The following is a 26,072-nucleotide window of genomic DNA, read 5'->3' on the forward strand; positions in this document are numbered from 1 at the left end:
GTGCGTCGTCACCGATGCAACCATGCTCGTCCGGCGGCTCAGCCACCGCCCGCCGCGGTCAGCCACTCCTGGTAGAACAGCCCGAGCCCGAGCGCGGCGCACATGGCCGCCAGCAGCCAGAACCGGATGATCACCGTGGTCTCGGCCCACCCGGCGAGCTCGAAGTGGTGGTGGAACGGCGCCATCCGGAACACGCGGCGCCGGGTGGTGCGGAACACCGCGATCTGCACGGCCACCGACAGCACCTCCACCACGAACACGCCGCCGATCACCACGAGCAGCAGCTCCGTGCGCGTGACGATCGACAGCCCGGCGATCAGGCCGCCGAGCGCGAGCGAGCCGGTGTCGCCCATGAAGATCCGGGCGGGGGCGGCGTTCCACCAGAGGAACCCGATGCAGCCGCCCATCGCCGCGGCCGCGACGAGCGCGACGTCGAGCGGGTCGCGCACCTGGTAGCAGCCCGCGGCGCTGGCGATCGCGCAGTTGTTGCGGAACTGCCAGAACCCGATGATCGTGTAGGTGGCGAGCACGATCGCGCCGGTGCCCGCCGCGAGCCCGTCGAGGCCGTCGGTGAAGTTCACCGCGTTCGACCAGCCCGCGATGATCAGGTTCGCGAGCAGCACGAACCCGACCGACCCGAACGACAGCACCGTGATGTCGCGGACGAACGACAGGCTGTCGGAGGCGGGGGCGAGCCCGTCGGCGTTGGCGAACCGCAGCGCGAGGATGCCGAAGATCGTGGCCGTGAGCACCTGGCCCACGGTCTTGGAGGTCTTGTTCAGCCCGAGGTTGCGGGCCCGCCGCAGCTTGATGAAGTCGTCGAGGAAGCCGACGACCCCCAGCGCGGTGGTCAGGAACAACACCAGCAGGGCCGACGCCGTGATCGGCTCGCCGGTCAGCGCGTGCGAGGCGAGGTAGCCCAGCCAGATCGCGAGCAGGATCGCGACGCCGCCCATCGTGGGCGTCCCGCGCTTGGCCTGGTGGCTCTGCGGGCCCTCGGCCCGGATCTCCTGCCCGAACCCCTGCCGGGCGAAGAATCGGATGAGGTAGGGCGTCAGCAGGATCGAGACCGCGAGCGCCACGCCCGCGGCGATGAACACACCTCTCACCGGGGCACCGGTCCCGGTGAGCGCAGCAGCCCCTCGGCGACCCGTTCCAGCCCGGCCGCGCGGGAGGCCTTCACCAGCACGACGTCCCCCGGCCCCGCCTCGGCGCGCAGCAGCCGCACCGCCTCGTCGACGTCGGCGACGCGCCGCGCGCCCGGGTAGTCCCCGGTGCCGACGGCGACGAGCCGGTCGATGCCGAGGCTGCGGGCGAGCGCGGCGACCTCGGCGTGGACGGCCGCGGTGCCCTCGCCCTGCTCGGCCATCGGGCCCAGCACGGCCCAGGTCCGCCGGGTGCCCTCGCCGAGCGCGGCGAGGGCCGCGAGCGCGGCCCGCATCGAGTCGGGGTTGGAGTTGTAGGCGTCGTTGACGACCGTGAGGCCGTCGGGCCGCTCGGTGACCTCCATCCGCCACCGCGAGGCGGGCTCCGCGGCGGAGAGCGCCGCCGCGACCCCGTCCGGGGTGCCGCCCAGCTCCAGCGCGACGGCCGCGGCGGCCAGCGCGTTGCCCACCTGGTGCTCGCCGACGAGCCGCAGCGCGACACGGGCGCGGCCGGCGGGCGCCACGAGCGTGAAGCGGGCCCGCCCGCCGTCGAGGTGGACGTCCTCGGCGCGGACCGTCGCCGCACCGCGCCCGAAGGTCACCACGCGGGCCGCGGTGCGGGCGGCCATCGCCGCGACCAGCGGGTCGTCGGCGTTCAGCACCGCGACGCCGTCCGCGGGCAGCGCCTCGACCAGCTCACCCTTGGCCCGCGCGATCGCCTCCACCGAGCCGAACTCGCCGAGGTGTGCGCGCCCGACGTTGAGCACCACCCCGATCCGCGGCGGGGCCACCTGGGCGAGCCGCGCGATGTGCCCGACGCCGCGCGCGGAGAACTCCAGCACGAGGTGGCGGGTGCCCGCGTCGGCGCGCAGCGCCGTCCAGGGCAGGCCGAGCTCGTTGTTGAACGAGCCGGGGGGCGCGACGGTCGGCCCGAGCGGGGCGAGCACCGCCGCGAGCAGGTCCTTCGTGCTCGTCTTGCCGGAGCTGCCGGTGACCCCGACGACGGTCGTGGCGGGCAGCGCGCCCACCACGTGCCGGGCGAGCGCCGCGAGGGCGGCGAGCACCGCCGCCCCGGAGCCGTCGCGGTCGGCCTCGGCCAGGTAGGTGCCCTCCTGCCGGGCCACCGGCGGCGCGATGACCGCGGGGGCGTCGACCTCGCGCCCGGCGAGGACGCCCGCCGCCCCGGCGGCCACCGCCGCCCCCGCGAAGTCGTGCCCGTCGACCCGCTCGCCCGGCAGGGCGACGAACAGCCCGCCCGGCCCGATCGCGCGCGAGTCGAACTCGACGGCGGTCACCCGCTCGTCCCCGGAAGCCCGGTGGAGGCGCCCACCGGTGACGGCGGCGACGTCGGCCAGCCGCATCTCGATCATTCTCTCGTCCTGCTCATCGCTCGCCCTCGCTTCGAGGGCACATCCGATCACCCCGGTGCGCGCGGCCGCTCACCGCATCCCCCGCAGTGCCTCGGCGAGCTCCACGGCGTCGTCGAAGGGGTGTTTGACGCCCATGACCTCCTGGCCCGTCTCGTGCCCCTTGCCCGCGACGACCACCGCGCCCCCCGGTCGCGCGTACGCCACGGCGGCGGCGATCGCCGCCCGCCGGTCCCCGATCTCCACCAGCTCCCCCGCCCCGGGCTCGGCCTTCGCGCCGGCGAGCATCTCCGCGCGGATCGCGGCCGGGTCCTCGGTGCGCGGGTTGTCGTCGGTGACGATCAGCACGTCCGCCCGCGCGGCGGCCGCCGCCCCCATCAGCGGGCGCTTGCCCCGGTCGCGGTCGCCGCCGCAGCCGAGCACCACGATCAGCCGGCCCTTCACCTGCGGGCGCAGCGCGTCCAGCAGCGCCGCCACCGCGCCCGGCTTGTGGGCGTAGTCGACGATCGCGAGGAACGGCTGGCCCTCCTCGATCCGCTGCATCCGCCCCGGCACCGCGACCTGGGCGAAGCCCTCGGCGGCCGCCGCGGCGGGCACACCCACCGCGTCGAGGCACGCCAGCGCGACCACCGCGTTGGCGACGTTGAACGCGCCCGGCAGCCGCAGCCGCACCGGGACCCGCTGCCCGTCCGGGGTGATCGCGGTGAACGACTGGGTGCCGTCGTGCCCGGTGGTCGCATCGACGGCGCGCCATGCCGCGTCGGCGCCCGCGGCGGTCACGGTGACCGCCCCGGGTGTGCGGGCGGCGAGGCGCCTGCCCCACTCGTCGTCGACGCAGACGACCGCGTGCTCGGCCCTGCCGTCGAACAGCGCGGCCTTGGCCTCGAAGTAGTCCTCCATGTCGCGGTGGAAGTCCAGGTGGTCCTGCGACAGGTTGGTGAACGCCGCCACCGCGAACCGGGTGCCCGCGACCCGGCCCATGGCGAGCGCGTGGCTGGACACCTCCATCGCCACGTCGGTCACGCCGTCCTCGACCATCACCGCGAACAGCGCCTGCAGGTCCGGCGCCTCCGGCGTGGTGAGCGCGGTGGGCAGGCGGCGGCCGTCGATGCGCGTGCCGACGGTGCCGACCAGCCCCGCCGTGCGGCCCGCGGCGGCGAGCCCCGCCTCGAGCAGGTAGGCGGTGGTGGTCTTGCCGCTGGTGCCGGTGACGCCGAGCACCCGCAGGTGCGCGGTCGGGTCGCCGTGGACCTGCGCGGCCACGGTGCCGAGCACCTCCCGCGGGCGCGGGTGCACGAGCAGCGGCACGCCGGCCAGCGCGGGCCGTCGGGCGCCGTCCGGGTCGGTCAGCACGGCCACCGCGCCCGCCGCGATCGCGACGGCGGCGTGGTCGGCCCCGTGCGCGCGCGAGCCGCGGACGGCGGCGAACAGGTCGCCGGGGCGGGCGTCGGAGGCCCGCAGGGTCACCCCGGTGACGGTCGCCGATCCCCGGGCGGGCACCCCGATCGCCGCGCCGAGCACGTCGAGCGGCACCGGCCGCACCGCCCGCGGCCGCGGCGGTGCGCCGGCCGGGGCGGGTGGAGCTTCGCGCGCGGGCGACACGTCGCGGAAGGCTACCGGCGCGCCGGTCCGCGCCCCTGCGCGCACCGCCCGCGCGTCACCGGTCCGCGCGCCGGGCGGCGCACCGGGCGCGTCGGTCGGCACCAACCGCACACGGAGCGTGATCCGCCCAGGGTCCGCGGCCCGTTGCGGACCGCACGGCGCACGCGGCGGGTCACCCGTCGGAGGTGTGGGTGAGCACCTCGGCGACCAGCTCGTCCCACACCGGCGGTGGCGGCATCCCGTGGCCCATGCCGGGCAGCGCGACCAGCCGGGCGCCCGGGATCTCCGCGGCGAGCGCGACGGCGTGGCCGTAGGGGAACAGCGGGTCGGCGCTGCCGTGCAGCACGAGGGTCGGGGCGGTGATGCTCGAGACCGGCGCGGTGACCGGCGGGCCTGCGTCGGCCACCCAGTGGTTCTTCCAGCTCGCCGCCATGTCCGGGGTGCGGTCGAAGTGCCTGCCCGCGACGGCGGCCAGCCGCTCGGGGTCCGTGGGCAGCGTGCCGGCGAACACGCTCAGCTCGGCCACGACGTGCGCGACGACGGCGTCCCGGTCGCTCCAGTCCGGGTCGGCCTGCGGCGCGGCGAAGTGGGCCGCGACCTCCTCGGTCGGGGGCGGCAGGTCGTCCCACTCCACGCTCGCCGGGCCGCCGAACGACGTGGCGACCAGGGTGAGCGTGCGGACGCGCGCGGGGTCGGCGAGTGCGACCTGCTGGGCGAGCGCGCCACCGGAGGAGACGCCGAGCAGGTGCGCCGCGGCGATGCCCAGCCCGTCGAGCACCCGCAGGACGTCGCCTCGGAGGTCGGCGCCCGTGTAGCCGGGCGCGCCCGCGGGCCACTGCGTCGACCGGCCGGTGTCGCGCGGGTCGTAGCGGACGACGTAGCGGCCGCCCGCGGCCAGGCGCGCGCACAGCTCGTCGTCCCACCAGTCCATCGAGCTCGCGTTGCCCGCGATGAGCAGCAGCGCCGGGTCGGCGGGGGCGCCGAAGCCCTCGACGCACAGCGTGAGCCCGCCGTCCCGGACGAAGCGCTCCACGGCGACCCCCTCCCCCCGGCCTTCGGAGATCCGCGCATGGTGCGCGCCCGGGGCTGCGGGGTCAAGGCCGCCCGCCGGCGGCGCCGCGCTACGGCAGCTGCAGGGTCTGCACCGGCGGTGGCTGGTCGGACACCGGTAGCCGCTCGCGCTGTGCGATGTAGGTGGCGATGTCGTGGAACAGCGGCGCCGCGCTCGTGCCCGGCCGCGGGGCGTCGAGCATGATCGCGATGACGTAGCGCGGGTCCTCGGCGGGCAGCATGCCGGCGAAGTTGATCCAGTGCAGCCGCGACGAGTAGCAGCCGCAGGCCGGGTCCACCTGCTGCGCCGTGCCGGTCTTGCCCGCCACCACGTACCCGGGCACGGCCGCCTGGTAGCCGGTGCCGCGCTGGCCGCGCGCGTCCTGCGTGACCGCGGTGAGCATCGTCCGCAGGGTGGCGGCCGTCTGCTCGGAGATCACCCGCACCGGCTCGGGGGCGGGCGGGATGACCTCGACGCCGTCCGGCCCCGTGGTGCTCGCGATGATCCGCGGCGGGATCCGCAGGCCGTCGTTCGCGACCGTCTGCATGATCCCGGCCATCTGCAGCGTGGTGACGGTGAGGCCCTGCCCGATCGGCAGGTTGCCGAACGTCGAGCCCGACCACGACTCCCGCGGCGGCACCTGGCCCGGTTCCTCGCCGGGCAGGCCGACGCCGGTGCGCTGGCCGAGGCCGAAGCGGGTGAGCATCTCGGCGAACCGCTCCTCGCCCACCTTCTGCGCGGTCATGATCGTGCCGACGTTCGACGACTTCGCCAGCACCCCGGTCAGCGTGTACTGCTCGGTGCCGTGGCTCCACGCGTCCCGGATCGTGCGATCGGCCACCCGGATGCTGCCCGGCACGGTGAGGACGTCGTTCGGCCCGGCCACGCCGTGCTCCAGCGCCGCGGCCATCGTGATGACCTTGTTCACCGACCCTGGCTCGAACGTGTACTGCACGGCCGTGTTGCCCAGCTGCTCCGGCGACGCCGAGGACAGGTCGCGCGGGTCGAACGTGCGGCCGTTGGCCATGGCGAGCACCTCGGCGGTGCGGGCGTCGAGCACGACGGCCGATGACGTCGGGTCCGCCCCGGTGCGCTGCACGTAGTCCGCCAGCGCCTGCTGCACGGTGTACTGCAGGTCGGAGTCGAGGGTCAGCCGCAGGTCGGAGCCCTGCACGGCGGCGCGCTCGAACCGGGTGCTGCCGGGGATCACGGCGCTGGAGTCCTCCGCCGTGTCGACCACGCGCAGCCCGTCGAACCCGGCGAGCAGGTTGTCCTGCGAGCTCTCCAGGCCGACGCGGCCGGTGAGCTTGCGCTCGTCGGCGTTCCACGTGGCGGCGCCGATGACGTTCGCCGCGAGCGTCCCGCCCGGGTACTGCCGGTCCTCGCGCCGCTCCTCGGCGATCTCGGGGAACCGGTCCCGCAGGGCGCGCGCGACGTCGGGGGTGACGAGCTTCGCGAGCACCACGTAGCCGCGGTCGCTGGTGAGCAGGCGCGTGAGGTCGTTCGGGTCCTGCCCGGTGGCCTCCGCGACCGCCGCGGCCATCTCCGCGGCGTACCGGGGTGCGTCGGGTCCGTGGGTCCGGGCGATCATCCGCGGGTTGGCGACGAGCGCGCGGGCGTCGACGCTGAACGCGAGCGGCTCGCCCGCGCGGTCGAGGATCGCGCCGCGCTCGGCGGGCAGGCGGATGTTCGTCGTCGACTGGCGCGCCGACGCGGCCCGCAGCTCACCCGCCTCCACGGTCTGGACGACGACGAGCTTGAGCGTCGCGATCGCCAGCACCGTCACGAGCAGCACGCGGCCGATCCGCAGCCTTCGGGCGGTCAGCGCCGCCGGGTCCGGCGGCCTGCGCCGCGCCGCGGGCCGCGACGACGGCGCCTGGCGGGCCGCCGCTCCGGCGGCCCTGGGCCGGGGCGGGGCCGTCGGCATCAGCCCGCGTCCGTCCCGTCACCGGCGCCGGCCCCCGCCGGGCCGGCCCCCGCGTCCTGGCCCTCCCCCTCCGGGGCGGGCTCGCCGCCGTCGGGTTCGGGCTGCGCCGCCTGCTCCGCGGGCGCGGCGAGCTGCTCGGTGCCCTCGCTCGCGTCCGCGTCCTCGCCTGCGGTGTCCCCGCCTGCGGTGGTCTCCGGGTCGGTGGCCGCCTCCTCCTCGCCCGGCGGCGTGGCCCGACCCGGCTGCTCGCCCTCGACGGCCTCCTCGGGCTGCCCATCGCCCGGCTGCCCATCGCCCGGCGGCGGGGGCGGTGGCGGCGGCGGGACCGCGGCGCGCGGCTCCCCCACGACCGAAACGCTCCCGTCCGGGGCGACCACGAGCCGGGCCGGGTCGCGCACCGGCACCATGCCCAGCTCGCCCGCGCGGCGGGCCAGCTCGGGCGCGGACGCGAGCACCGCGACCTCCTGCTTGAGCCGCTCGGCCTGCTCGCTGAGCACCCGCGCCTCCGCGGTGGCGTCCTGGAGCCGGTACGAGTCGGCCGCCGCGGCCGTCGACAGCCACAGCGTGGCGACCAGCCCGACGACGAGCAGCACCATGATCAGGAGCACGAACTGCGGCCGTCCCGCCGTGGTGGCGGTGCGGGCGCCCGCGGCGCGCCGCATCCGTTCGTCGCGACGCGCGTACGCCTTGCCCGCCGCCGCGGACCGGCGCGCCGTGCTCGGCGGCTCGACCGCGGGCTTCGCGGGTGCGGTGACGCTCGCGGCGGCACCGGCGACGCCCCGCTGAGCGGGGATGGCCGCGGTGCGGCCGCGTACGGCGGTGCGCCCGCGCTCGGTGACTGGAGCACTCATGACACCACCCCGTTCCCGACGACCTGCACTTGCACTTCCTGACTGACGGTCACGCCGCCTCCCGGATGCGTTCGGCGGCACGCAGGCGGACCGGGGCCGCCCGCGGGTTGTCGCGGATCTCCTCCTCGCTCGCCTGCTCGGCCCCGCGGGTGAGCAGGCGCAGCTCGGGACCGTGTCCCGGGAGCTCGACGGGCAGGTCCTGCGGCGTGCGCGAGCGCGCCCGCGCCGCGAACTCCCGCTTGACCATGCGGTCCTCGAGCGAGTGGTAGGCGAGCACCACGATCCGGCCGCCGACCGCCAGCGCGTCGATCGCCGCCGGCAGCGCGGCGCGCAGCGCGTCCAGCTCGCCGTTGACCTCGATGCGCAGCGCCTGGAACGTGCGCTTCGCCGGGTGGCCCCCGGTGCGCCGGGAGGCCGCGGGGACCACCTCGTAGAGCAGCTCGACGAGCTCGCTGCTGCGCCGCAGCGGCGCCTTGGCCCGCCTGCGCGCGACGGCGGAGGCGATCCGGTTGGCGAAGCGCTCCTCGCCGTACTCGCGCAACACCCTCGCCAGCTCGGGCACCGGGTAGGTGTTGAGGACCTCGGCCGCGGTGATGCCCGTGGTGGGGTCCATCCGCATGTCGAGGTCCGCATCGCGGGCGTAGGAGAAGCCGCGGTCGGTCACGTCGAGCTGCAGCGACGAGACGCCGAGGTCGAACAGCACGCCGTCGACCCGGGGAAGCCCCAGTTCCCCGAGCACGTCGGCGATGCGGTCGTACACGGCGTGCACGAGGCGGATCCGGTCGGCGTGGGCGGCCAGCCGCCGCCTGGCCATCTCCAACGCCTCCGGATCGCGGTCGAGCCCCACCAGCGTGAGCCGGGGGTGCTCGGCGAGCAGCGCGGACGCGTGCCCGCCGAGCCCGAGGGTGGCGTCGACGAGCACCGCCCGCCGGTCGGCGAGCGCGGGCCGGAGGAGCTCGGCGACCCGGGGCAGGGCCACGGGGACGTGCCTGGCCCCAGCTGGCCCGTCCTCGTGGTCGTGATGCGTCACCGCGCACCTCCCTGCCCCGTGTCGCCGCCCCCGCGTTGCCCCCCGCGTCGGCCGCCTCGCGACCACGGCGATGCCTCCACCCGGCAGACCTGGCACCGGGGAAGGTGCGCCAGGGCTACCGGGTGGGGACACCGCCGGGTCACCGGCGTTCGCCCCGTGCTCAGATCAGTCCGGGAAGCACCTCCTCCTGCGCCTTGGCGTAGGTGTCCTCGTGCTGCTCCTGGTACCGCTGCCAGGCCTCGGCGTCCCAGATCTCGGCACGGGTGAACGCGCCGATCACCACGCACTCCTTCTTGAGCCCCGCGTAGCGGCGCAGCTCGGGCGTGATGGCGATGCGCCCCTGTGCGTCGGGGTGCTGCTCGTCGGTGCCGGAGAAGAGGTTGCGCTGGAAGACGCGGGCCGCCTCGCTCGTCAGCGGAGCAGACGCCACCTTCTGCGCGAGCTCCGTGAAGGCCTCGCGCGTGAACACGTACAGGCAGTGGTCCTGCCCCTTCGTGATCATCAGCCCGCCTCGCAGCTCGTCGCGGAATTTCGCGGGCAACGTGAGCCGCCCCTTGTCGTCCAGCTTGGGGGTGTAGGTGCCGAGGAACACCGGCCCCACCTCCACCTGCGGCCCCACCCGAGCCCCAGCGATCACCACATTACCCCACTTCGCCCCACCGTCAACTCGGAACGCCGCTCGCCGCGCCGGAAAAGGAAGGGAAAACCCCTGGTCAGCAACGGTGGGGGAAGGTGGGGGACCACCCGCTCGCGCGACGACCGCACAACCCGGACGGTGAGCACCACGAGTGGCCGGGAGCCCCGATCCACCCGGCTGCTGCCCGCATTCCGCCCCCCGTACGGCGCACGAGGGGCGCACGCAGCGACGCGGTGGGGCAGAGTGGGGAGGCTGCCGCCTACCCCATCGGGCGGAGATGCGCGCAGCTGTTTGACAGACTGGGCCTCGCGTCTCGGCCCCCCACGAGGCGCGGGAGACGACCACGGAGGAGGACTCGTGGCCGAGCGTGCGAGGTCACCGGAGGAGCAGTCGTGACCGCCACGAGCAGCCGCCCCGGGATCGACGGCGACACCGGTGCCGGTCTCGGCGACGTGGCGGACCTGTGCGGTCGCATCGCCACCAACGTCCAGCGCGTCATCGTCGGCAAGCCGGACGTGGTGCGCGTCGCCCTGGTCACCCTGCTCGCCGAGGGCCACCTCCTGGTGGAGGACGTGCCGGGCGTCGGCAAGACGTCGCTGGCCAAGGCGCTCGCGCGCTCGATCGACTGCGCGGTCAGCCGCGTGCAGTTCACCCCCGACCTGCTGCCCGGCGACATCACCGGGCTGTCGGTGTTCAACCGGCAGACCGCCGAGTTCGAGTTCCGCCCCGGCCCGGTCTTCGCCAACATCGTGATCGCGGACGAGATCAACCGCGCCTCCCCGAAGACGCAGTCGGCGCTGCTGGAGTGCATGGCCGAGCACCAGGTCACCGTCGACGGCGCCACCTACGCGCTCGCCAGCCCGTTCATGGTCGTGGCCACGCAGAACCCGATCGAGATGGACGGGACCTACCCGCTCCCGGAGGCCCAGCGCGATCGCTTCACCGCGCGCGTGAGCGTCGGCTACCCCGACCCGGCCGCCGAGCTCGCCATGGTCGACGAGCACAGCATGGCCGAGCCGTTGGACATGCTGCGCCCGGTCACCGACGCGCGGCGGGTGCGCATGGTCATCGACGCCGTCCGCCGGGTGCGGGTCGGGCCCGAGGTGCGCCAGTACTGCGTGGACCTGGTGGGGGCCACCCGCCGCATCCCGGACGTGCGGCTCGGCGCCTCCCCCCGGGCCACGCTGCAGTTGGTGCGCGCCGCGCGCGCCCAGGCCGCGCTCGCGGGCCGCGCCTTCGTGGTGCCCGACGACGTGCAGGCCGTCGCCGTGCCGGTGCTCGCCCACCGGCTGCTGCTCACGCCCGACGCGCTGGCCGCCCGCCGCTCGGCCGTCGACATCGTCCGCAGCCTGCTCGGCCGGCACCCGGTACCCGCCCCCCGGGGCGGCTAGGCGTGGCACCCGGCGGCCGCTTCTCCGGTCTCACCACCCGTGGACGCTGCCTGCTCGCGGGCGGCGGTGCCACCTGCGTGTGCGCCATCGTCCTCGACGAACGCGACCTGCTGCGGGCCGGCGTGTTCGTGGCGCTGCTGCCGCTGCTCGCGCTGCTGCTCGCCGCCCGCACCCGCCGCACCGTGCGGGCCGAGCGCACCCTGGACCCGCCGCGGGCGCCGGTCGGCTCGGGCATCGACGTGGAGCTGCAGCTCGAGGGCGGGCCGCTGCTCGGGGCGCTGCGGCTCAGCGACGCCGCGCCGGACGCCGCGGGCCCGCAGGCCGACGCCCCGCCGCGGTTCACGGTGCACCGCCTGTCCAGCCGCGGCACCGCCACCCTCAGCTATCCCCTGCGGCCGGTGCTGCGCGGCGTGCACCGGGTCGGCCCCCTCACCGGCACCGCCACCGACCCGCTCGGCCTCGCCGAGTTCGACCACGAGCTCGCCGGGTCGCAGCGGCTGGTCGTCCTGCCCCGCGTGGTGCCGCTGCGCGGCGTGCCCCCCGCGCTCGGCGCGGGCGAGGGCACGGCGGGCGCCGCGCTCAGCCACCAGGGCCCGGGCAGCACCGACGTGCTGATCCGCCCCTACCGGCAGGGCGACGAGCTGCGCCGGGTGCACTGGCGCAGCAGCGCGCGGCACGGCGAGCTGATGGTGCGGCTCGAGGAACGGCCGTGGCGCGGCGGGATGACCCTCCTGCTGGACCGTCGCGACTGCGCCCACCGCGGGCGGGGCGCCGACTCGAGCCTCGAGTTCGCCGTCAGCCTCGCCGCCAGCGTGTGCGTGCACCTCTTCACCCGCGGGGAACCGGTCACGCTCGTCACCGAGGACGGCGTGGAGCTCACCCCGCCCGGCTCGGCGTCGGGGCGCGAGCAGCTGCTCGACGCGCTCGCCGGCCTGCGCCCCTCGGCCCGCACCGACCTCGCGGGCCCCGAGCTCACCGCGGGCACCGAGGTGCTCGCCGTCCTGGGCGCGATCACCCCGGGGGACGTCGAGGCGCTCACCTCCCGCCACCCCGCCGGGGGGCACGCGGTGCTGTGCGACACCGCCACCTGGGACCCCGCGGGCGGCCGCAGCACCGTCGCCGAGGGCGCGGCAGCGCTGCGCCGCGCCGGCTGGCACGTCGCCGTCGCCGCCGCGCGCCTCACCCCCTCGCAGGTGTGGGACCAGCTCGTCGCGGGCGCGGCTCCCGCCGGGGTGGGGCGGCGATGACCCGCTCGGCCACCCCACCGCCGCGGCAGGCCCGGGGGCCGCGCCGGCCGGCCGAACCGGCCGCGCGGGCGCGGGCACCTCGTCCGCACCCGCCGGCCCCGGACGACGCGGGCCCGGCAGGACCACCGCCTGCGGCGCCACCGGCGGCGCCGCGCGGGCCCGCCCGGCGGGCGCCCTGGATCGCGACCGTCGCATCCGGGCTGGCGGTGCTGCTGTCCTGTGGCCCGATCACCGCCGTCATCCAGGGCGCTTCCTGGTTCGGCCACACGCTCGCCGTGATCGCGGCCGTCACCGCGGTGGGCCTGCTCCTGCCCCGCCTCGGGCCGGTGGTCACCGTGATCGGCCAGTGCGCCGCGGTGCTGCTGGTCCTCACGATCTCCTTCGGCGACGGGGCGCTGCTCGGGTTCCTGCCGGGCCCCGCGGCCTTCGGCCGGTTCGGCGACCTCGTCGCGGGCGCAGGCCAGCAGATCGACACCAGCACCGCGCCGGTCGCCGCCACCCCGGAGATCCTGTTCCTCACCACGGCCGCGTTCGGCCTGCTCGCCATCGGCGTCCACGCGGCCGCGGTGCTCGCGCGCGCCCCGGCGGCGGCCGGCGTCCCGCTGCTCGCGGTCTTCGCCGTGCCCGCGGCGCTGGCCGACCAGCTGCTCCCGTGGTGGGCGATGGCGGGCGCCGCGGTCGGGTTCGGGCTGCTGCTGGTGGCCGCGGGCGGGCTGCACAGCCAGCTGACCGGCGGCACGGCGCTCGTGGCCGGGGCCGTCGTGGTGGCGCTCGGCGTCGGCGTCGTCACGCCGTTCATCGGCACCGCGGGCCGGTTCGCCGGGGGCGGCGGGAGCGGGCCGGTGGGATCGATCGGGCTCACGCCGTTCACGGCCCTGCGCGGGCAGCTCGAGCAGAGCACGCCGATCGAGCTGTTCGAGGTCCGCGGGCTCACCCGCCCCGCGTACCTGCGCGCGCTCACCCTGCGCCAGTACGTCCCCGACCGCGGCTGGGAGGCCACCCGGCCCGCGCCCGGGATCCCGCTGCCCGGGCCGGTGCAGCAGCAGCCGGACGTGCCCGGCGAGTTCGTCGACGTCCGCATCGACAACGAGGCCTTCCGCGACTACTGGCTGCCGCTCTACGGCGAGCCGATCGACGTCGCCGACCTCCCCGACTCCCAGTGGCTCTACGACACCGCCAGCGGCACCGGCTACTCCGGTCGCCCCCGCCAGGAGGACGCGTGGCGGCACCGGGCGATCCTGCTCACCCCGTCCATGCAGGAGCTGCGCGCCGCGCAGGGCATCGCGGGCGTCGGCCTCGAGTACCTCGACACCACCGGGGTCGACCCGCGCGTCGCCGAGATCGCCCAGGAGGTCATCGGCGACGCCGGGCCGGGCTTCGACCGGGTGTTCGCGATCCAGAACTGGTTCGCCGGGCCCGATTCGGAGTTCACCTACTCGCTGCAGACCGCCCCCGGCAACGGCGACGACGCGCTCGTGGAGTTCCTGACCGTCGGCAAGACCGGCTACTGCGAGCAGTTCGCCTCGGCGATGGCGGTGATGCTGCGGACCGTCGGGGTGCCCGCCCGCGTCGCGATCGGGTTCACCGCGGGCACCGAGCAGGGCGACCACCGCACGATCACCACGGCCGACGCGCACGCGTGGGTGGAGGCCTGGTTCCCCGGCATCGGCTGGACCCCGTTCGACCCCACCCCGCTGACCGACGGCCGCCGGATCGACCCGCCCTACGTGCTGGAGGCGCAGGCCGAGCAGGCGGGCCGCGAGCAGGACACCGCGGAGGCCGAGGACGTGCCCGCGCCCGAGGAGCAGGACTCGGGCGACCCGCAGCTCCCCGAGCCCAGCACGCCCGACCCGTCCCGGCTGGAGTCGGCGCCTCCCCCCGAGGCGCCCGGCATCGACATCCCGGTGTGGCCGTTCGTCGCCGCGCTCGCCGCCGCGGCGGTGGCCCTGGTGCCCGCCGCGCTGCGGATCCGCGACCGCAGGCGCCGCTTCGCCGCCGTGGCGCGCGGTGGCGCGGAAGCGGCGACCGCGGGCTGGGAGGAGCTGATGGCGGAGTCGACCGACCGGGGCGCCGACTGCCCGCCGAGCGACACGGTCCGCGCGGCGGCGCGGCGGCTCGTGCGCGAGCACCACCTCGACCCGGACGCGCAGCAGGCCCTGCGGCGGATCATCAGCGCGGTGGAGGCGAGCTGGTACGGCGGCAGGCACCCCGGCCCCGGCGAGCTCGACGCGCCGGTGCGGGCGGTGGCCGCCGGGATCGCGGCGGGCAGCGCGCTGTCGCTGCGGGGCAGGCTGCTGCCGCGTTCGGTGGTGAAGCACGTGCGGGAGCGCCGGACCCGGGTCCGGGCGGGCGGCGACCGGCCGGAGTCCGTCACCCCGGGCTGATCCCGGGGCGGGGCCCTCGGCGGAGGCCCAGAGCGGGTGCGGGGCCGGACCGGGCGCCGGGCGGCGCGGCTCGGCGCGAGCCGAGACGGACGAACCGGCACAGCGCGAACTGGCGCACACACCCTCGGGCGGTGCGTGCGCCAGTCGACGGAGGCCTCTCGGCGGGGCTTACTCCTGCTCGAAGCGGCGGCGGAAGCGCTCTTCCATCCGGCCGGTGAACCGGTTCTTGTCCGGCTCGGCGTCCTTCGCCGGCGCGGCCTGGCTGTTGCCTCCCACGGAGGTGACCGCGAGCACGGCTCCCCCGAGCATCGCGAGGAACCCGATCACGCTGACCACCGGGAAGCTCCCCAGCCACAGCTGCTGCACGGCGACGCCGACGACGAGCAGCACGAGACCGACGACGAACAGCGCAACGCCCTGGAGGCGGCGACGCCGCGTCGGCTTGCGCAACCGTCCACCGCGCACGGTCGACGCGAACTTCGGGTCCTCGGCGTAGAGCGCGCGCTCGATCTGTTCGAGCAGCCGCTGCTCGTGCTCGGAGAGGGGCACGGCTTCACCTCCGGCACTGTTCATCCTGTCGGTCATATTCCATGGTGCCGGAACGACGCGACGAGCGCCCAGGCTGGGCGTCTGGTGATGAGGATACGAGCCTGAGGCCCCGTCGACCACCCGCACTCGTCGAGCGGACGGGTCGATCTCGCCGGATCACCCGGCCGGGCGCGCGACCACGGGGCGTCCGGGGCACCGGAGCGGGCATCGTCGCAGGTGCGCGACCTGGGAACGGATCAGGGAGCGCCCCGGCCACCCCCCGTGCCGACTCGGTCACATCGGGTCCGCCCGACGCGATCAACCCGTGCCCCCCTCGTGATCACACCGTGATCAATGTCGCAGTCGTCGCCGAACGGGCGATCCGGTGCGCCGAACGCGCGGCCGATCGGGCGGCTGCCGGGGTCAGGTGCGGCGGGCCAGCACGTGGAGCCGGGCCGCGACGTCGAGCAGCGGCGCCGCCGCGGCGGCGAGGTGCTCCAGCTCGGCGATCTCCCGCGCGACCGCGGGCCCGCCGTCGCGCACGGCGCCGGGGACCCAGCAGTCGAGCACGCCGTCGCCCTGCAGCAGCTCGACCCGGAGCGCACCGGTGGACTCCAACAGCCCGCGCAGGGACGCCGCGTCGAGGCGCCTGCGCAGCGCGTCGCCGGGCCCGAACCGCCCGTCGGGGTCGGTGAGCAGCGCCCGCGCCTCGGCGAGCTTGCCCGTGAGGGTCCGGGTGAGCACCGCGCCGTAGCGGCCGGCGACGAGCAATGAGACCGCCCCGCCCCCGGCGGTGGCCGTGGCGAGCGCGTCCACCGCGGCCGCGGCGTCGTCGACGACCTCGAGCAGGCCGTGGCCGAGCACCAGGTCCGCTCCCCCGGCCGGGACGACCTCGGCGAGCGCGTCGACGTCGCCCTGGACGGCGGTGACGAGCTCGGCCACGCCGGCCTCGCGCGCCCTGCGCTGCAGGGCGGCGAGCGCGTTCGGGCTGTTGTCGACGACCGTGACCGCGCAGCCGAGCCGCGCGAGCGGCACCGCCCAGGCGCCGCTACCGCCGCCGACGTCGAGCACGTGGGGCGGGCGGCCCGGTCGGTCCTCGCGCACGCGCGTGATCTCGGCGGCGAGCGCGCGCTGGACCACGCCGCCGTCGACGCCGGCCACCTCGGCCGTCGGACCACTCACCATGCGAGCCTCACGGCGGCAGACTAGTCCTCACCCCGAAGAGGTAGGTTGATCGCCGTGCTGGTGGTGGCCACATTGAGCTTGAAGGGCGGGGTCGGCAAGACCACCGTCGCGCTCGGGCTGGCCGGCGCGGCGCTGCAGCACGGCGTGCGCACGCTCGTGGTGGATCTCGATCCCCAGGCGAACGCCACGATCGCCCTCGATCCCGGGCCCACCACGGCCACGGTGGCCGACGTGCTCGACGAGCCGCGCCGCTCGGTGCTGCACCGGGCGATCGCACGCAGCGGCTGGGGCGAGGGCCTCGACGTCCTCGTCGGGGCCGAGCAGACCGAGCGGCACAACCATCCCGAACCGAGCCCCAAGCAGCTCGACCAGCTGCGGCGGGCGCTGCACCGGCTGGTGAACGCCGAGAACCTGCTCGCCGACCCGTCCGCCGACCACGGCGGGGAGCCGTACCGGCTGGTGATCATCGACTGCCCGCCGTCGCTTGGGCAGCTCACCCGCAGCGCGCTCGCCGCCACCCACCGGGCGGTGCTCGTGACCGACCCGACGATGTTCGCGGTGTCGGGCGTGCAGCGCGCCTTCGACGCCGTGCAGACCGAGCGTCAGCGCGGCAACCCCGACCTGCAGCCGCTCGGTGTGCTGATCAACCGGGTCCGGCCGCGCAACACCGAGCACGAGTTCCGCATCAGCGAGCTGCGGGAGCTGTTCGGCCCGCTCGTGCTCTCCGGCGTGCTCCCCGACCGGTCCGCCATCCAGCAGGCCCAGGGCGCGTGCATGCCCATCCAGCGCTGGGACACGCCCGGCGCTCGGGAGGCGTCGGCCGTCTTCACCCTCCTGTTGGGCCGGGTGCTGCGCAGCGAGCGCCGCCCCGACCCGGCCGAGGCGTTCCCGACGCAGGCCGCGGCGCACTGGGACCAGCCCGCCGCGCACTGAGGCCGCGGGTCTGCCTCAGCGCACCGGGATCGACGCGGTGACGAGGCCGACGAATTGCTCGGCCTGGCGCAGCATGTCGTCGGCGTCGCGCCGCCCGACGAGCCGCGCGATGCCCGCCTCGGCCGCGGCCCGGGTGGCCGAGCAGGCCGCGAAGAACGCCGCCCACTCCGCGAGCTCCGGCGCCACCTCGGCCAGCAGCTCCCAGACGTTGCGGCTGGCCCCGCGTCGGGGCTGCGGGCGCGCCCGCACCGCGAGCACGGCCGCCGCCGCGCGCAGCGCCGCGAGGTAGGCCTCCGGGTAGCGGCGCAGCGGGTCGTCGGTGCGGTGGGCCTCGGCGAGCCCGTCGGCGGCCTGGCGCAGCAGGCCCAGCGCCGCGCGCGGGGTGGGCGCGGCGGCCGGTGGGGGCACCGGCCGCCGCGGGACGGGCCCCGCGCGGTGGGGTGGGCGCTGCGCGGGCACCCGCGCCTGGGTGCCGGCCGAGGTGGTGATCGTCATCGTCGCCCTCCATGCCTTGCGGCCGTGATCGTCAGTCGGCAACCCGGACGAGGTCCCACACGCCGGGGCCGGCCCGCATGCGGAGCACGAACTCGCGGGCCGGCGCCTCCGGTTCGCCCGCCGACCGGGCCACCACCCGCCAGCAGCGCAGCCGGTCGCCCCCGACCGGCATGGGCGACGGGAACGGCCACGGCGACTCCTCGATCCACCGATCGCGGACGTCGGTGATCAGGTAACGGGGACCGCGCCGGGAGGGCCTGCGCTGGAACTCGACGGGCTCGCCGTCCTGCCACCGCACCTGCACCGGCGTGGGCTGTCCCGATCCGAACAGGTTCAACGGGCCCATCGCACACCCTCGCTCACCGGCATACGCTCCCTCCCACCGGCAGGTTCGCCGCACCCGGTGGCGGGGTGCTTCCCCCACCCCACCGACCGGGGCGACGAGATCGAACACATGTTCGATCGGTCTCCAGTGAAGCGCGCCCCGGCCTTCGCGTCAAGTCCGGGGCGCCACGGGTGCCTGCGCGGCCGGAACGTGGTGAGATGGACGGGTGACCAGGGCACCGGCGCGTCAGCTCGTCCGGTTCGGACCGGACGACCTCGCCGACCGGCTCACCGAAGCGCTGCACGTCTACGTCTCCGCGATGGGCTACCCGCCCAGCACCGCGCGCCACCGGCGCACGCTGTGGCTCGAACACGTCCGCAGGCCCGGCTGGCGCGCCGTCGGCTGGCTCGACGCGGCGGGTTCCCTCCTGGGGATCGCCTACGGCTACGCCGGTGGGCCCGGCCAGTGGTGGTACGAGGAGGTGCGCCGCGGCCTCGCCGCGGCCGGTCCCGAGGCCCAGCACTGGTTGCAGGACTACTTCGAGCTCACCGAGCTGCACGTCCGCCCGGACGCGCAGGGCCACGGGCTGGGCGAGGCGTTGCTGCGCGCGCTGCTCGCCGACGTCCCGAACGCCCGGGTGCTGCTGTCCACCCCCGAGTACGGGTCCGAGGAACCCGGCCGGGCGTGGCGGCTCTACCGGCGGGCGGGCTTCACCGACGTGCTGCGCCAGCACCGCTTCACCGGCGACGCCCGCCCCTTCGCGGTGCTGGGCCGGCCCCTCCCCCTGCCCCCGCCCCGCTGAGCCGTGCTTGGCCGTGCTGGGCCGTGCTGGGCCGTCCTGGGCCGTCCTGGGCCGTTCGAACGACCCCGACCGTGCGGGCGCGGGTCCGCGGAGGGCCGGTACCGGTTTGGCACGATGCACCCGTGCCCACCTCCCGACGGATCCCGCTGCTCCTCGGACTGCTGCTCGCCGCGTTCGCGCTCGGCGGGTGCGCCAGGGTGCAGGCGGCGCTCGCGGTGCAGCCGGACGACACGGTCACCGGGCAGATCGTCGTGGCCACGCCCGAGAAGGGGCCGGACGACCCGGGGCCCGCGATCACGCTGCCGCCCGACCTGGAGGACGACGTCGACGTCTCGGAGTACCGCCAGGACGGCTACGCCGGGTCGGTGCTGCGGTTCGACGACCTGACGTTCGAGCAGACCTCCCAGCTCACCCAGGCCGTCGGCCCGGAGGGCAGCAAGGTCCGGTTCGAGATGCGCCGGGCGGGCAGCCGGGTGCTGGTCGGCGGGGCCGTCGACCTCACCACGGTGGCGGTCGACCGCGCCGACTTCCAGCTGAAGATGAACTTCCCCGGCCAGATCGTCGAGTCCAACGGCGACGCCGACTCCAGCGAGGTGGCCTGGACGTTCACCCCGGGCGAGGTCGGCGACTTCTCGGCCGTGGTGGCCTACCCCGACCCGCAGGCGCCGTCCCCGGTCAACTGGACGCTCGGGGTGGCCACGCTGGTGGCGCTCGCCTCCGCGGTGGTGGTGCTGGCGGCCCGCCGCACCCGCAACCCGCCGGTCAACTCCCGCTGAGCGCGGGGCGCCGCGCCCCGATGCCGAGCCGCCGCACGAGCTCCACCGTGGCGAGCGACCGGTTGAGCGTGTAGAAGTGCAGCCCGCGCACGCCCTCGGCGAGCAGGCGGGCGCACAGCTCGGCGGTGACGTCCATGCCCTCGGCGCGGAACGCGGCCGGGTCGTCGGCGTAGCGCTCCATCCGATCGACGAGCGCGGGCGGCAGCGGGGCCCCCGACAGCTCGGGGCCGCGGCGCAGCGTGCGCACCGTGGTGAGCGGCATGATGCCGGGCAGCAGCGGCACCTCACAGCCCGCCGCGGCGAGCCGGTCGCGCAGCCGCAGGAAGCCGTCGGGCTCGAAGAACAGCTGGCTGATCGCGAAGTCGGCGCCCGCGCGGATCTTGGCGACGAGCCGGGCGAGGTCGGAGTCGAGGTCGGGCGAGCGCGGGTGGCCGTACGGGAAGGCGGCCACGCCGACGCAGAAGTCGCCCAGCCTGCGCACCAGCCGCACGAGGTCCTCGGCGTAGGTCAGGCCCTGCGGGTGCGGCACCCACTCACCGAGCGGGTCGCCGGGAGGGTCGCCCCTGACCGCGAGGATGTTGGAGATGCCCGCCGCGGCGTAGGCCCCGACCACCTGCCGCAGCTCGGCCACCGAGTGCGAGACGGCGGTCAGGTGCGCCATCGGCACGAGCGTGGTGTCGGTGGCGATGCGCGCGGTGGTGCGGATCGTGCGGTCCCGGCTGGAGCCGCCCGCGCCGTAGGTGACGGACACGAAGGCCGGGTCCAGCGGCTCGAGGCGCCGGATCGCGCGCCACAGCTCCGCCTCCCCCGCCTCGTCCTTGGGCGGGAAGAACTCGACCGAGAACACCGGTCGGTCGCCGCTGATCCGCTGGGTGACCTTCACACACTGGAGCGTAGTCGCTGCGTCCGACGGCCCCGTTCCGCTCCGGCATCGGTCGCTCCGACGACTCGCGGGCCCGGTGACCGGCCGTTACGCTCGGCCCCGTGCCCCGCTCCACCCGATACCCGCTCCCCCGCCCCCGGCCCGCGGGGTGGTCCCCGTGAGCCGCGCGGGCACCGTGCCCCACCCGAGTCCGGGCCCCCCTCCCGACGACGGTACGGGCCCCGCCGACTCGGAGCTCACCGCCGCCGTCGAGGCGGCGCTGACCACCTACTTGCGCAGCCGCACGGCCGATGCCGGCACGATCGACCCGGTGTTCGGGGAAGCCACCGAGGCGCTCGCCGACTTCGTCCTCCGCGGCGGCAAGCGGATCCGCCCCACGTTCGCGTGGTGGGGCTGGCGCGGCGCAGGCGGTGAGGTCGAGGCCCCCGAGGCGCTCGCGGTGCTGCGCGCGATCAGCGCGCTCGAGCTCATCCAGGCGAGCGCGCTCATCCACGACGACCTCATGGACGCCTCCGCCACCCGCCGCGGCCGGCCGACCGTGCACGTCGAGTTCGCCCGCAAGCACGCCGCGGCGCGCTGGCGCGGCCAGCCCGCCCGGTTCGGCGCGGCCGCCGCGATCCTCCTCGGCGACCTCGCGCTCGCGTGGGCCGACGACATGCTGCACGCCGCGGGTCTCCCACCGGCGGCCCTGCGCCGGGCGGCGCCGGCGTGGCGCGCGATGCGCACCGAGGTGCTCGGCGGGCAGTACCTGGACGTGCTGCACCAGTCCACGGGCGACACCTCGGTGCGGGCGGCGCTGCAGATCGACCGCTACAAGACCGCCGCCTACACCGTCGAGCGCCCGCTGCACCTCGGGGCGGCGCTCGCCGACGCCCCGGCCGACCTGGTGAGCGCCTACCGCCGGTTCGGCGCCGACATCGGCGTCGCCTTCCAGCTGCGCGACGACCTGCTCGGCGTGTTCGGCGACCCCGAGGTCACCGGCAAGCCCGCCGGCGACGACCTGCGCGAGGGCAAGCGCACGCTGCTGGTGGCCGTCGCGGTCGAACGCGCCGAGCAGCAGGGTCGGCCCGAGGCGCGCCAGGCGATCCTGGACGCCGTCGGCGACCCCGGCCTGGACGAGGCGGGCGTCGACCGGGTGCGCGGGCTGCTCACCGACCTGGGCGCCGTGCAGGCGGTCGAGCAGCGCATCGCCGCGCTCACCGGGTCCGCGCTCGACGCGCTCTCGGCCGCCGACGTCGCCGAGCCGGCCGCGTCCCAGCTCGCCGAGCTGGCGGTGTCGGCGACCCGGCGCCGCAGTTGAGGCGCGTCCCCGGCCGCACCGACCACGTGGTGGTCGTGGGCGCCGGGCTCGCGGGCCTGTCGGCCGCGCTGCACCTGCTCGGCGCGGGCAGGCGGGTCACCGTGCTGGAACGCGCCGACCACCCGGGCGGGCGCGCCGGGCGGCTCGACCTGCGCTCGGAGCGCGGGACCTACCGGGTCGACCCGGGGCCGACCGTGCTCACCATGCCCGAGCTGGTCGGCGAGGCCCTCTCCGCGGTCGGGGAGCGGCTCGAGGACCGGCTCGACCTCGTGCAGCTGCGCCCGGCCTACCGCGCCCGCTTCGCCGACGGCTCCACCATCGACGTGCACACCGACCCGGAGGCGATGGCCGAGGAGGTCCGCGCCACCTGCGGCCCGGCGGCCGCCGCGGGCTACCAGCGGCTGCGGTCGTGGCTCACCCGGCTCTACGAGGTGGAGATCGACCGGTTCATCGGCGCCAACCACGACTCGCCGCTCGGCCTGCTGGGCCCCGACCTGGCGCGGCTCGCCGCGCTCGGCGGGTTCGGCAGGCTCGGCCCGCGGGTGGCCCGGATGCTGCCCGACGAGCGGCTGCAGCGGATCTTCACGTTCCAGGCCCTGTACGCCGGAGTGCCGCCGCAGCGGGCACTCGGCGCCTACGGCGTGATCGCCTACATGGACACGGTCGCGGGCGTGTACTTCCCCCGCGGCGGGATGCGGCGGGTCGCGCAGGCGCTCGCCGACGCCGCCGCCCGCGCCGGCGGCGCGTTCCACTACGGGCGCACGGTCACCGGGCTGGAACGCCGCGACGGGCGGGTCACCGCGGTCCGCCACAGCGCAACCGACCACCGCGCAACCGGCCACAGCGCAAACGGCCACAGCGCAAACGGCCACAGCGCAACCGACGGCTCACCCGGGGACGCCGGCAGCGAGCGCCTCCCGTGCGACGCCGTGGTGCTCACCCCCGACCTGCCGGTCGTGCACGACCTGATCGGGCGAACCCCGCGCCGGGTGGTGCCGCTGCGGTGGTCGCCCAGCGCCGTCGTGCTGCACGCCGGGCTGCGCACCCCGACCACGGGGCTCACCCACCACACGATCTCGTTCGGCGCGGCGTGGCGCCGCACGTTCGACGAGATCATCGACGAGGGCCGGTTGATGAGCGACCCGTCGCTGCTCGTCACCCGCCCCACCGCCACCGACCCCGGGCTCGCCCCGCCGGGCGGCGACCTGCTGTACGTGCTCGCGCCGTGCCCGAACCTCGCCCGCGGGCGCGTCGACTGGCCCCGGGTCGGTCCCGCCTACCGCGACGAGCTGCTGCGCGTGCTCGCCGCCCGCGGCCTCGACCTCGGCGACGTGGACGTCGCCCACCTGGTGACCCCCGCGGACTGGGCGGCGGCCGGGCACGCCGCGGGGACGCCGTTCTCGGCCGCCCACACCCTCGCCCAGACCGGCCCGTTCCGCCCGCGCAACCTCGTGCGAGGGCTGGACAACGCCGTGCTCGCCGGCTGCGGCACGACCCCCGGAGTGGGGATCCCCACGGTGCTGATCTCGGGCCGGCTGGCCGCGCAGCGCATCACGGGTGCCGCCCGCCGTGCCCCACGGGCGCGCCGCAGGGTACCCACCGGCGCCTGACACGGGTCGTGCGAGCATGGATCGCGTCATGAAGCCACCATCACCGGTCGACGGGTCGACGCTCCCCGACACGGCAGCGGAACGCGCAGCCGCGCCCGGCGGTGCGCCCGAGATCCTCGACGCGCCGCCCTCCGCCGAAGCTCGTCCCGCCGTCCGGCGATCGTGGCGCGACCGGTTCGGCCGACCGCCCCGGCGGCCGCTCCTGATGGGTTTCGCGGCCGCGCTGATGCTGCTCATCGGCGGGTTCGGCGCGGGCGGCGTGCTGGTGCACGACCCGATCCTCACCAACTCGCCGCTCGGCTTCTGGCGCTACGGGCACGGCCGCGACCTCGCGGCCATGCTCATCTACGGCGGCGTCGGGCTGATGGTCTGGGCGTGGATCCGGCTCGGCCGCGAGGTGCTCGCCCGCCGCGTCGGCGGCCGGGCGGTGCTCACCACGGCCGTCGTGTGGATGGCGCCGCTGCTGTTCGCGCCGCCGCTGTTCACCCGCGACATCTTCAGCTACCTCGCCCAGGGCGGGCTCCCGCTCGCCGGCTTCGACCCCTACGAGGTCGGGCCGGAGGCGATGCCGGGGATCTTCGCCGACAACGTCCACTACTTCTGGCAGGACACCCCCGCGCCCTACGGGCCGCTGTTCATCCTGATCGCGAAGGCCGTCGCGTGGGTCACCGGCGATCAGATCATCCTCGGCGTCGTGCTGATGCGGCTGGCGCTGCTGCCCGGCCTGCTGCTGTTCGTGTGGGCGCTGCCCGAGCTCACCCGCCGCCTCGGCGGCCGCGTCGCGGTGGCGCTGTGGGTGGCGGTGGCCAACCCGGTGATGGTCGTCCACATGGTCGGTGGGGGCCACAACGACCTGCTCGTGGTCGGCTTCCTCGCCACGGGGGCGCTCGCCGCGCTCCGCGGCCGCCACGCCCTCGGCATCGCGCTCGCCACGCTGGCGATGGCCGTGAAGGCGAGCGCGGTGATCGCGCTGCCGTTCCTCGTGCTGGTGTGGGCGGCCCGGCTGTCCGGCTCGCAGCGGGTGCGCATCGCGAAGGCGATCGGCGCCGGGGTCGCGGTCTTCGTGGCGGTGTTCGCCGCGTGCACGCTCGCCGCCCAGGTGAACCTGGGCTGGCTGCCCGCGCTGAGCGCGCCGTCGATGATCGTGAACTGGATGTCGCTCCCGACCGCCGTGGGCGAGTTCAGCCACACCCTGGTCAGCATGCTCGTCAACGTGCCGAAGCAGCCGTTCATCAACGTGGCGCGGGTGCTCGGCGCGATCCTCCTGGTCTACATCGCCGTGCGGCAGTGGTGGGCGGCCCGCGACGGCGGCCCGGACGCCGTCCGCCGCGCGGGCGTCGTGCTGCTCGCCACCGCGGTGCTCTCGCCCGCGATGCTGCCCTGGTACGTCAGCTGGGGCATGGCGCTGGTCGCGGCCGCCGCGTGGTCGGTGCGGGCGCTGCAGGTCACCGTGTTCATCTCGGTGATGCTGACGATCTGCTACTACTCCGACGGCGAGGACGCCCTCTACAACCCGCCGTACCTCGTCGCGTGGGCGGTGGTGGGCGTGGTCGCCGCCATCTCGCTGGTGCGCCCCGACCCGCTGCGCCTGTCCGCAGGGGCCCCGGAGCGCTCCCGCCGACCGGCCCCCGTCCCCGTCCCCGACGGTGCCGACCGCAGCCGCGGCTGAGCTCGACGCCGCCGGCATCACCGACCCGGCGCTGCGGGCCGGCTACGCCGTCTGCCGGGCCCTGAACGCCCACCACGGCCGCACGTACTTCCTCGCCACCCGCCTGCTGCCCGCCGCGCGCAGGCCCGCCGTGCACGCGGTGTACGGGTTCGCGCGCTACGCCGACGAGATCGTCGACGACCTCGGCGACGCCCGCCCGGCCGCGGAGAAGGCGGCCGAACTCGACCGGCTGGGCGCCTCCCTGCAGGAGGCGTTCGCCTCCGGCCGGGCGCAGCACCCCGTGCTCGCCGCCGTCGCCGACACGGCCCGCCGCTACGCGCTCGACCCGGCCCTCTTCACCGACTTCCTGCGCTCCATGCGGATGGACACCGAGGTCACCGAGTACGCCACGTTCGACGAGCTGGCCCGGTACGTGCACGGCTCGGCCGCCGTGATCGGCCTGATGATGCTGCCCGTGCTCGGCACCGTGGTCCCGCGGGCGGAGGCCGAGGGGCCCGCCGCGGCGCTCGGCGTGGCATTCCAGCTCACGAACTTCCTGCGCGACGTCGGCGAGGACCTCGATCGGGGCCGCGTGTACCTGCCCACCGACGAGCTCGCGGCCTTCGGCGTCGACCGGGAGCTCCTGCTGTGGTGTCGGCGCACCCGCAGGCCGGACCCGCGCGTGCGCCGCGCGCTCGCCCACCTCGTGGCGCACACGCGCGCGGTCTACCGGCGCGCCGCACCCGGCATCGGGATGCTCGAACCGGTCTCCCGGGCCTGCGTGACCTGTGCGTTCACCCTCTACCAGGGCATCCTCGACCGGATCGAGGCCGTCGACCACGACGTCCTCCACCGCCGGGTCGCGGTCCCCCGGCGCACCCGGGCCGCGGTGGCCGTGCCCGGCCTGGTGCGGGCGCTCGCCGCCCGTGCGACGGCCTGACGCGGGCGCCCGGCG

The 26,072-nt window shown here is 76.2% G+C and carries 23 protein-coding genes; 10 read left to right on the top strand and 13 right to left on the bottom strand.

All coding sequences use genetic code 11. The features are described from left to right. Positions 1-38 precede the first annotated feature (38 nt). The 8 genes from mraY to mraZ all read right to left on the bottom strand — a co-directional run bounded on the left by mraY (position 39) and on the right by mraZ (position 9,565). Positions 39-1,109: a phospho-N-acetylmuramoyl-pentapeptide-transferase gene (mraY, locus tag VKZ81_RS26475; RefSeq protein ID WP_324244409.1), complete on the bottom strand. Its 1,071-nt coding sequence runs from the start codon at positions 1,107-1,109 to the stop codon at positions 39-41. Continuing rightward, positions 1,106-2,515, bottom strand: coding sequence for a UDP-N-acetylmuramoyl-tripeptide--D-alanyl-D-alanine ligase (locus VKZ81_RS26480; protein WP_324244410.1), 1,410 nt, complete (start codon positions 2,513-2,515; stop codon positions 1,106-1,108). The genes mraY and VKZ81_RS26480 overlap by 4 nt, the downstream gene beginning before the upstream one ends. A gap of 69 nt (positions 2,516-2,584) precedes the next feature. Continuing rightward, on the bottom strand, positions 2,585-4,054 hold the full coding sequence (locus tag VKZ81_RS26485; RefSeq protein WP_414709480.1) for a UDP-N-acetylmuramoyl-L-alanyl-D-glutamate--2,6-diaminopimelate ligase: 1,470 nt from the start codon (positions 4,052-4,054) through the stop codon (positions 2,585-2,587). A gap of 232 nt (positions 4,055-4,286) precedes the next feature. Further along, positions 4,287-5,147, bottom strand: a complete 861-nt coding sequence (locus VKZ81_RS26490) for an alpha/beta fold hydrolase (RefSeq protein WP_324244412.1) — start codon at positions 5,145-5,147, stop codon at positions 4,287-4,289. Positions 5,148-5,235: 88 nt separating this feature from the next. Then, positions 5,236-7,092: a peptidoglycan D,D-transpeptidase FtsI family protein gene (locus VKZ81_RS26495; protein WP_324244413.1), complete on the bottom strand. Its 1,857-nt coding sequence runs from the start codon at positions 7,090-7,092 to the stop codon at positions 5,236-5,238. After that, on the bottom strand, positions 7,092-7,943 hold the full coding sequence (gene ftsL, locus VKZ81_RS26500; RefSeq protein ID WP_324244414.1) for a cell division protein FtsL: 852 nt from the start codon (positions 7,941-7,943) through the stop codon (positions 7,092-7,094). The genes VKZ81_RS26495 and ftsL overlap by 1 nt, the downstream gene beginning before the upstream one ends. A gap of 49 nt (positions 7,944-7,992) precedes the next feature. Continuing rightward, the gene (rsmH, locus tag VKZ81_RS26505; protein WP_324244415.1) at positions 7,993-8,973 is read right to left on the bottom strand and encodes a 16S rRNA (cytosine(1402)-N(4))-methyltransferase RsmH; all 981 of its coding nucleotides are present in this window, start codon (positions 8,971-8,973) and stop codon (positions 7,993-7,995) included. A gap of 160 nt (positions 8,974-9,133) precedes the next feature. Further along, positions 9,134-9,565 (bottom strand): division/cell wall cluster transcriptional repressor MraZ, encoded by a 432-nt coding sequence (gene mraZ, locus VKZ81_RS26510; protein ID WP_324244565.1) that lies wholly within the window; start codon positions 9,563-9,565, stop codon positions 9,134-9,136. Positions 9,566-10,029: 464 nt separating this feature from the next. On the opposite strand from mraZ, the gene VKZ81_RS26515 reads away from it, so the two are divergent. The 3 genes from VKZ81_RS26515 to VKZ81_RS26525 all read left to right on the top strand — a co-directional run bounded on the left by VKZ81_RS26515 (position 10,030) and on the right by VKZ81_RS26525 (position 14,632). Then, positions 10,030-11,001, top strand: a complete 972-nt coding sequence (locus VKZ81_RS26515) for an AAA family ATPase (protein ID WP_324244566.1) — start codon at positions 10,030-10,032, stop codon at positions 10,999-11,001. A gap of 77 nt (positions 11,002-11,078) precedes the next feature. Beyond that, entirely contained in the window at positions 11,079-12,248 is a 1,170-nt protein-coding gene (locus VKZ81_RS26520; RefSeq protein WP_324244416.1) for a DUF58 domain-containing protein, read from the top strand. Positions 12,249-12,454: 206 nt separating this feature from the next. Then, positions 12,455-14,632 carry a transglutaminase TgpA family protein gene (locus VKZ81_RS26525; protein WP_324244417.1) on the top strand — a complete coding sequence of 726 codons (2,178 nt, stop codon included), beginning with the start codon at positions 12,455-12,457 and terminating at the stop codon, positions 14,630-14,632. 168 nt (positions 14,633-14,800) lie between these two features. On the opposite strand, the gene VKZ81_RS26530 is transcribed toward VKZ81_RS26525, so the two are convergent. Next, positions 14,801-15,181, bottom strand: coding sequence for an SCO2097 family morphological protein (locus VKZ81_RS26530; RefSeq protein WP_324244418.1), 381 nt, complete (start codon positions 15,179-15,181; stop codon positions 14,801-14,803). Positions 15,182-15,583: 402 nt separating this feature from the next. Further along, positions 15,584-16,342, bottom strand: a complete 759-nt coding sequence (locus VKZ81_RS26535) for an SAM-dependent methyltransferase (protein WP_324244419.1) — start codon at positions 16,340-16,342, stop codon at positions 15,584-15,586. A 57-nt stretch (positions 16,343-16,399) separates the two neighbouring features. Between VKZ81_RS26535 and VKZ81_RS26540 the strand changes: the two genes are divergently transcribed. After that, the gene (locus VKZ81_RS26540) at positions 16,400-17,278 is read left to right on the top strand and encodes a ParA family protein (protein ID WP_324244567.1); all 879 of its coding nucleotides are present in this window, start codon (positions 16,400-16,402) and stop codon (positions 17,276-17,278) included. 15 nt (positions 17,279-17,293) lie between these two features. Here VKZ81_RS26540 and VKZ81_RS26545 read toward each other — a convergent pair whose 3' ends face one another. After that, positions 17,294-17,773 (bottom strand): SAV_6107 family HEPN domain-containing protein, encoded by a 480-nt coding sequence (locus VKZ81_RS26545; RefSeq protein WP_324244420.1) that lies wholly within the window; start codon positions 17,771-17,773, stop codon positions 17,294-17,296. A gap of 31 nt (positions 17,774-17,804) precedes the next feature. Further along, on the bottom strand, positions 17,805-18,119 hold the full coding sequence (locus VKZ81_RS26550) for a hypothetical protein (protein ID WP_324244421.1): 315 nt from the start codon (positions 18,117-18,119) through the stop codon (positions 17,805-17,807). Positions 18,120-18,324: 205 nt separating this feature from the next. On the opposite strand from VKZ81_RS26550, the gene VKZ81_RS26555 reads away from it, so the two are divergent. After that, complete coding sequence (locus VKZ81_RS26555) at positions 18,325-18,900, top strand: GNAT family N-acetyltransferase (RefSeq protein ID WP_324244422.1); 576 nt, start codon at positions 18,325-18,327, stop codon at positions 18,898-18,900. Between the two features lie 122 nt (positions 18,901-19,022). Further along, entirely contained in the window at positions 19,023-19,676 is a 654-nt protein-coding gene (locus VKZ81_RS26560) for an LppM family (lipo)protein (protein WP_324244423.1), read from the top strand. On the opposite strand, the gene metF is transcribed toward VKZ81_RS26560, so the two are convergent. Beyond that, positions 19,663-20,559, bottom strand: coding sequence for a methylenetetrahydrofolate reductase [NAD(P)H] (gene metF, locus VKZ81_RS26565; protein ID WP_324244424.1), 897 nt, complete (start codon positions 20,557-20,559; stop codon positions 19,663-19,665). The two genes, VKZ81_RS26560 and metF, sit on opposite strands and share 14 nt — an antisense overlap. 175 nt (positions 20,560-20,734) lie before the next feature. On the opposite strand from metF, the gene VKZ81_RS26570 reads away from it, so the two are divergent. The 4 genes from VKZ81_RS26570 to VKZ81_RS26585 are packed head-to-tail and all read left to right on the top strand — an operon-like array spanning position 20,735 to position 26,057. Then, entirely contained in the window at positions 20,735-21,859 is a 1,125-nt protein-coding gene (locus tag VKZ81_RS26570; protein ID WP_414709482.1) for a polyprenyl synthetase family protein, read from the top strand. Continuing rightward, positions 21,856-23,469, top strand: a complete 1,614-nt coding sequence (crtI, locus tag VKZ81_RS26575) for a phytoene desaturase family protein (protein ID WP_324244425.1) — start codon at positions 21,856-21,858, stop codon at positions 23,467-23,469. Before VKZ81_RS26570 ends, crtI begins: the two co-directional genes overlap by 4 nt. 28 nt (positions 23,470-23,497) lie before the next feature. Next, positions 23,498-25,138 carry a polyprenol phosphomannose-dependent alpha 1,6 mannosyltransferase MptB gene (gene mptB, locus VKZ81_RS26580; RefSeq protein WP_324244426.1) on the top strand — a complete coding sequence of 547 codons (1,641 nt, stop codon included), beginning with the start codon at positions 23,498-23,500 and terminating at the stop codon, positions 25,136-25,138. Continuing rightward, a complete protein-coding gene (locus VKZ81_RS26585) occupies positions 25,116-26,057 on the top strand; it encodes a phytoene/squalene synthase family protein (protein ID WP_324244427.1) in 942 nt (313 codons plus the stop codon). The genes mptB and VKZ81_RS26585 overlap by 23 nt, the downstream gene beginning before the upstream one ends. Positions 26,058-26,072: the final 15 nt, after the last annotated feature.

Source organism: Pseudonocardia sp., from assembly GCF_035305885.1.
Lineage (GTDB): Bacteria > Actinomycetota > Actinomycetes > Mycobacteriales > Pseudonocardiaceae > Pseudonocardia.

Bases quoted from the DNA above. Each gene is read 5' to 3' on its own strand.
- VKZ81_RS26495 (WP_324244413.1), bottom strand. From the start codon at position 7,092: ATGCCGACGGCCCCGCCCCGGCCCAGGGCCGCCGGAGCGGCGGCCCGC.
- VKZ81_RS26545 (WP_324244420.1), bottom strand. From the start codon at position 17,773: ATGACGATCACCACCTCGGCCGGCACCCAGGCGCGGGTGCCCGCGCAG.
- ftsL (WP_324244414.1), bottom strand. From the start codon at position 7,943: ATGAGTGCTCCAGTCACCGAGCGCGGGCGCACCGCCGTACGCGGCCGC.
- mptB (WP_324244426.1), top strand. From the start codon at position 23,498: ATGAAGCCACCATCACCGGTCGACGGGTCGACGCTCCCCGACACGGCA.
- VKZ81_RS26550 (WP_324244421.1), bottom strand. From the start codon at position 18,119: ATGGGCCCGTTGAACCTGTTCGGATCGGGACAGCCCACGCCGGTGCAG.
- VKZ81_RS26480 (WP_324244410.1), bottom strand. From the start codon at position 2,515: ATGATCGAGATGCGGCTGGCCGACGTCGCCGCCGTCACCGGTGGGCGC.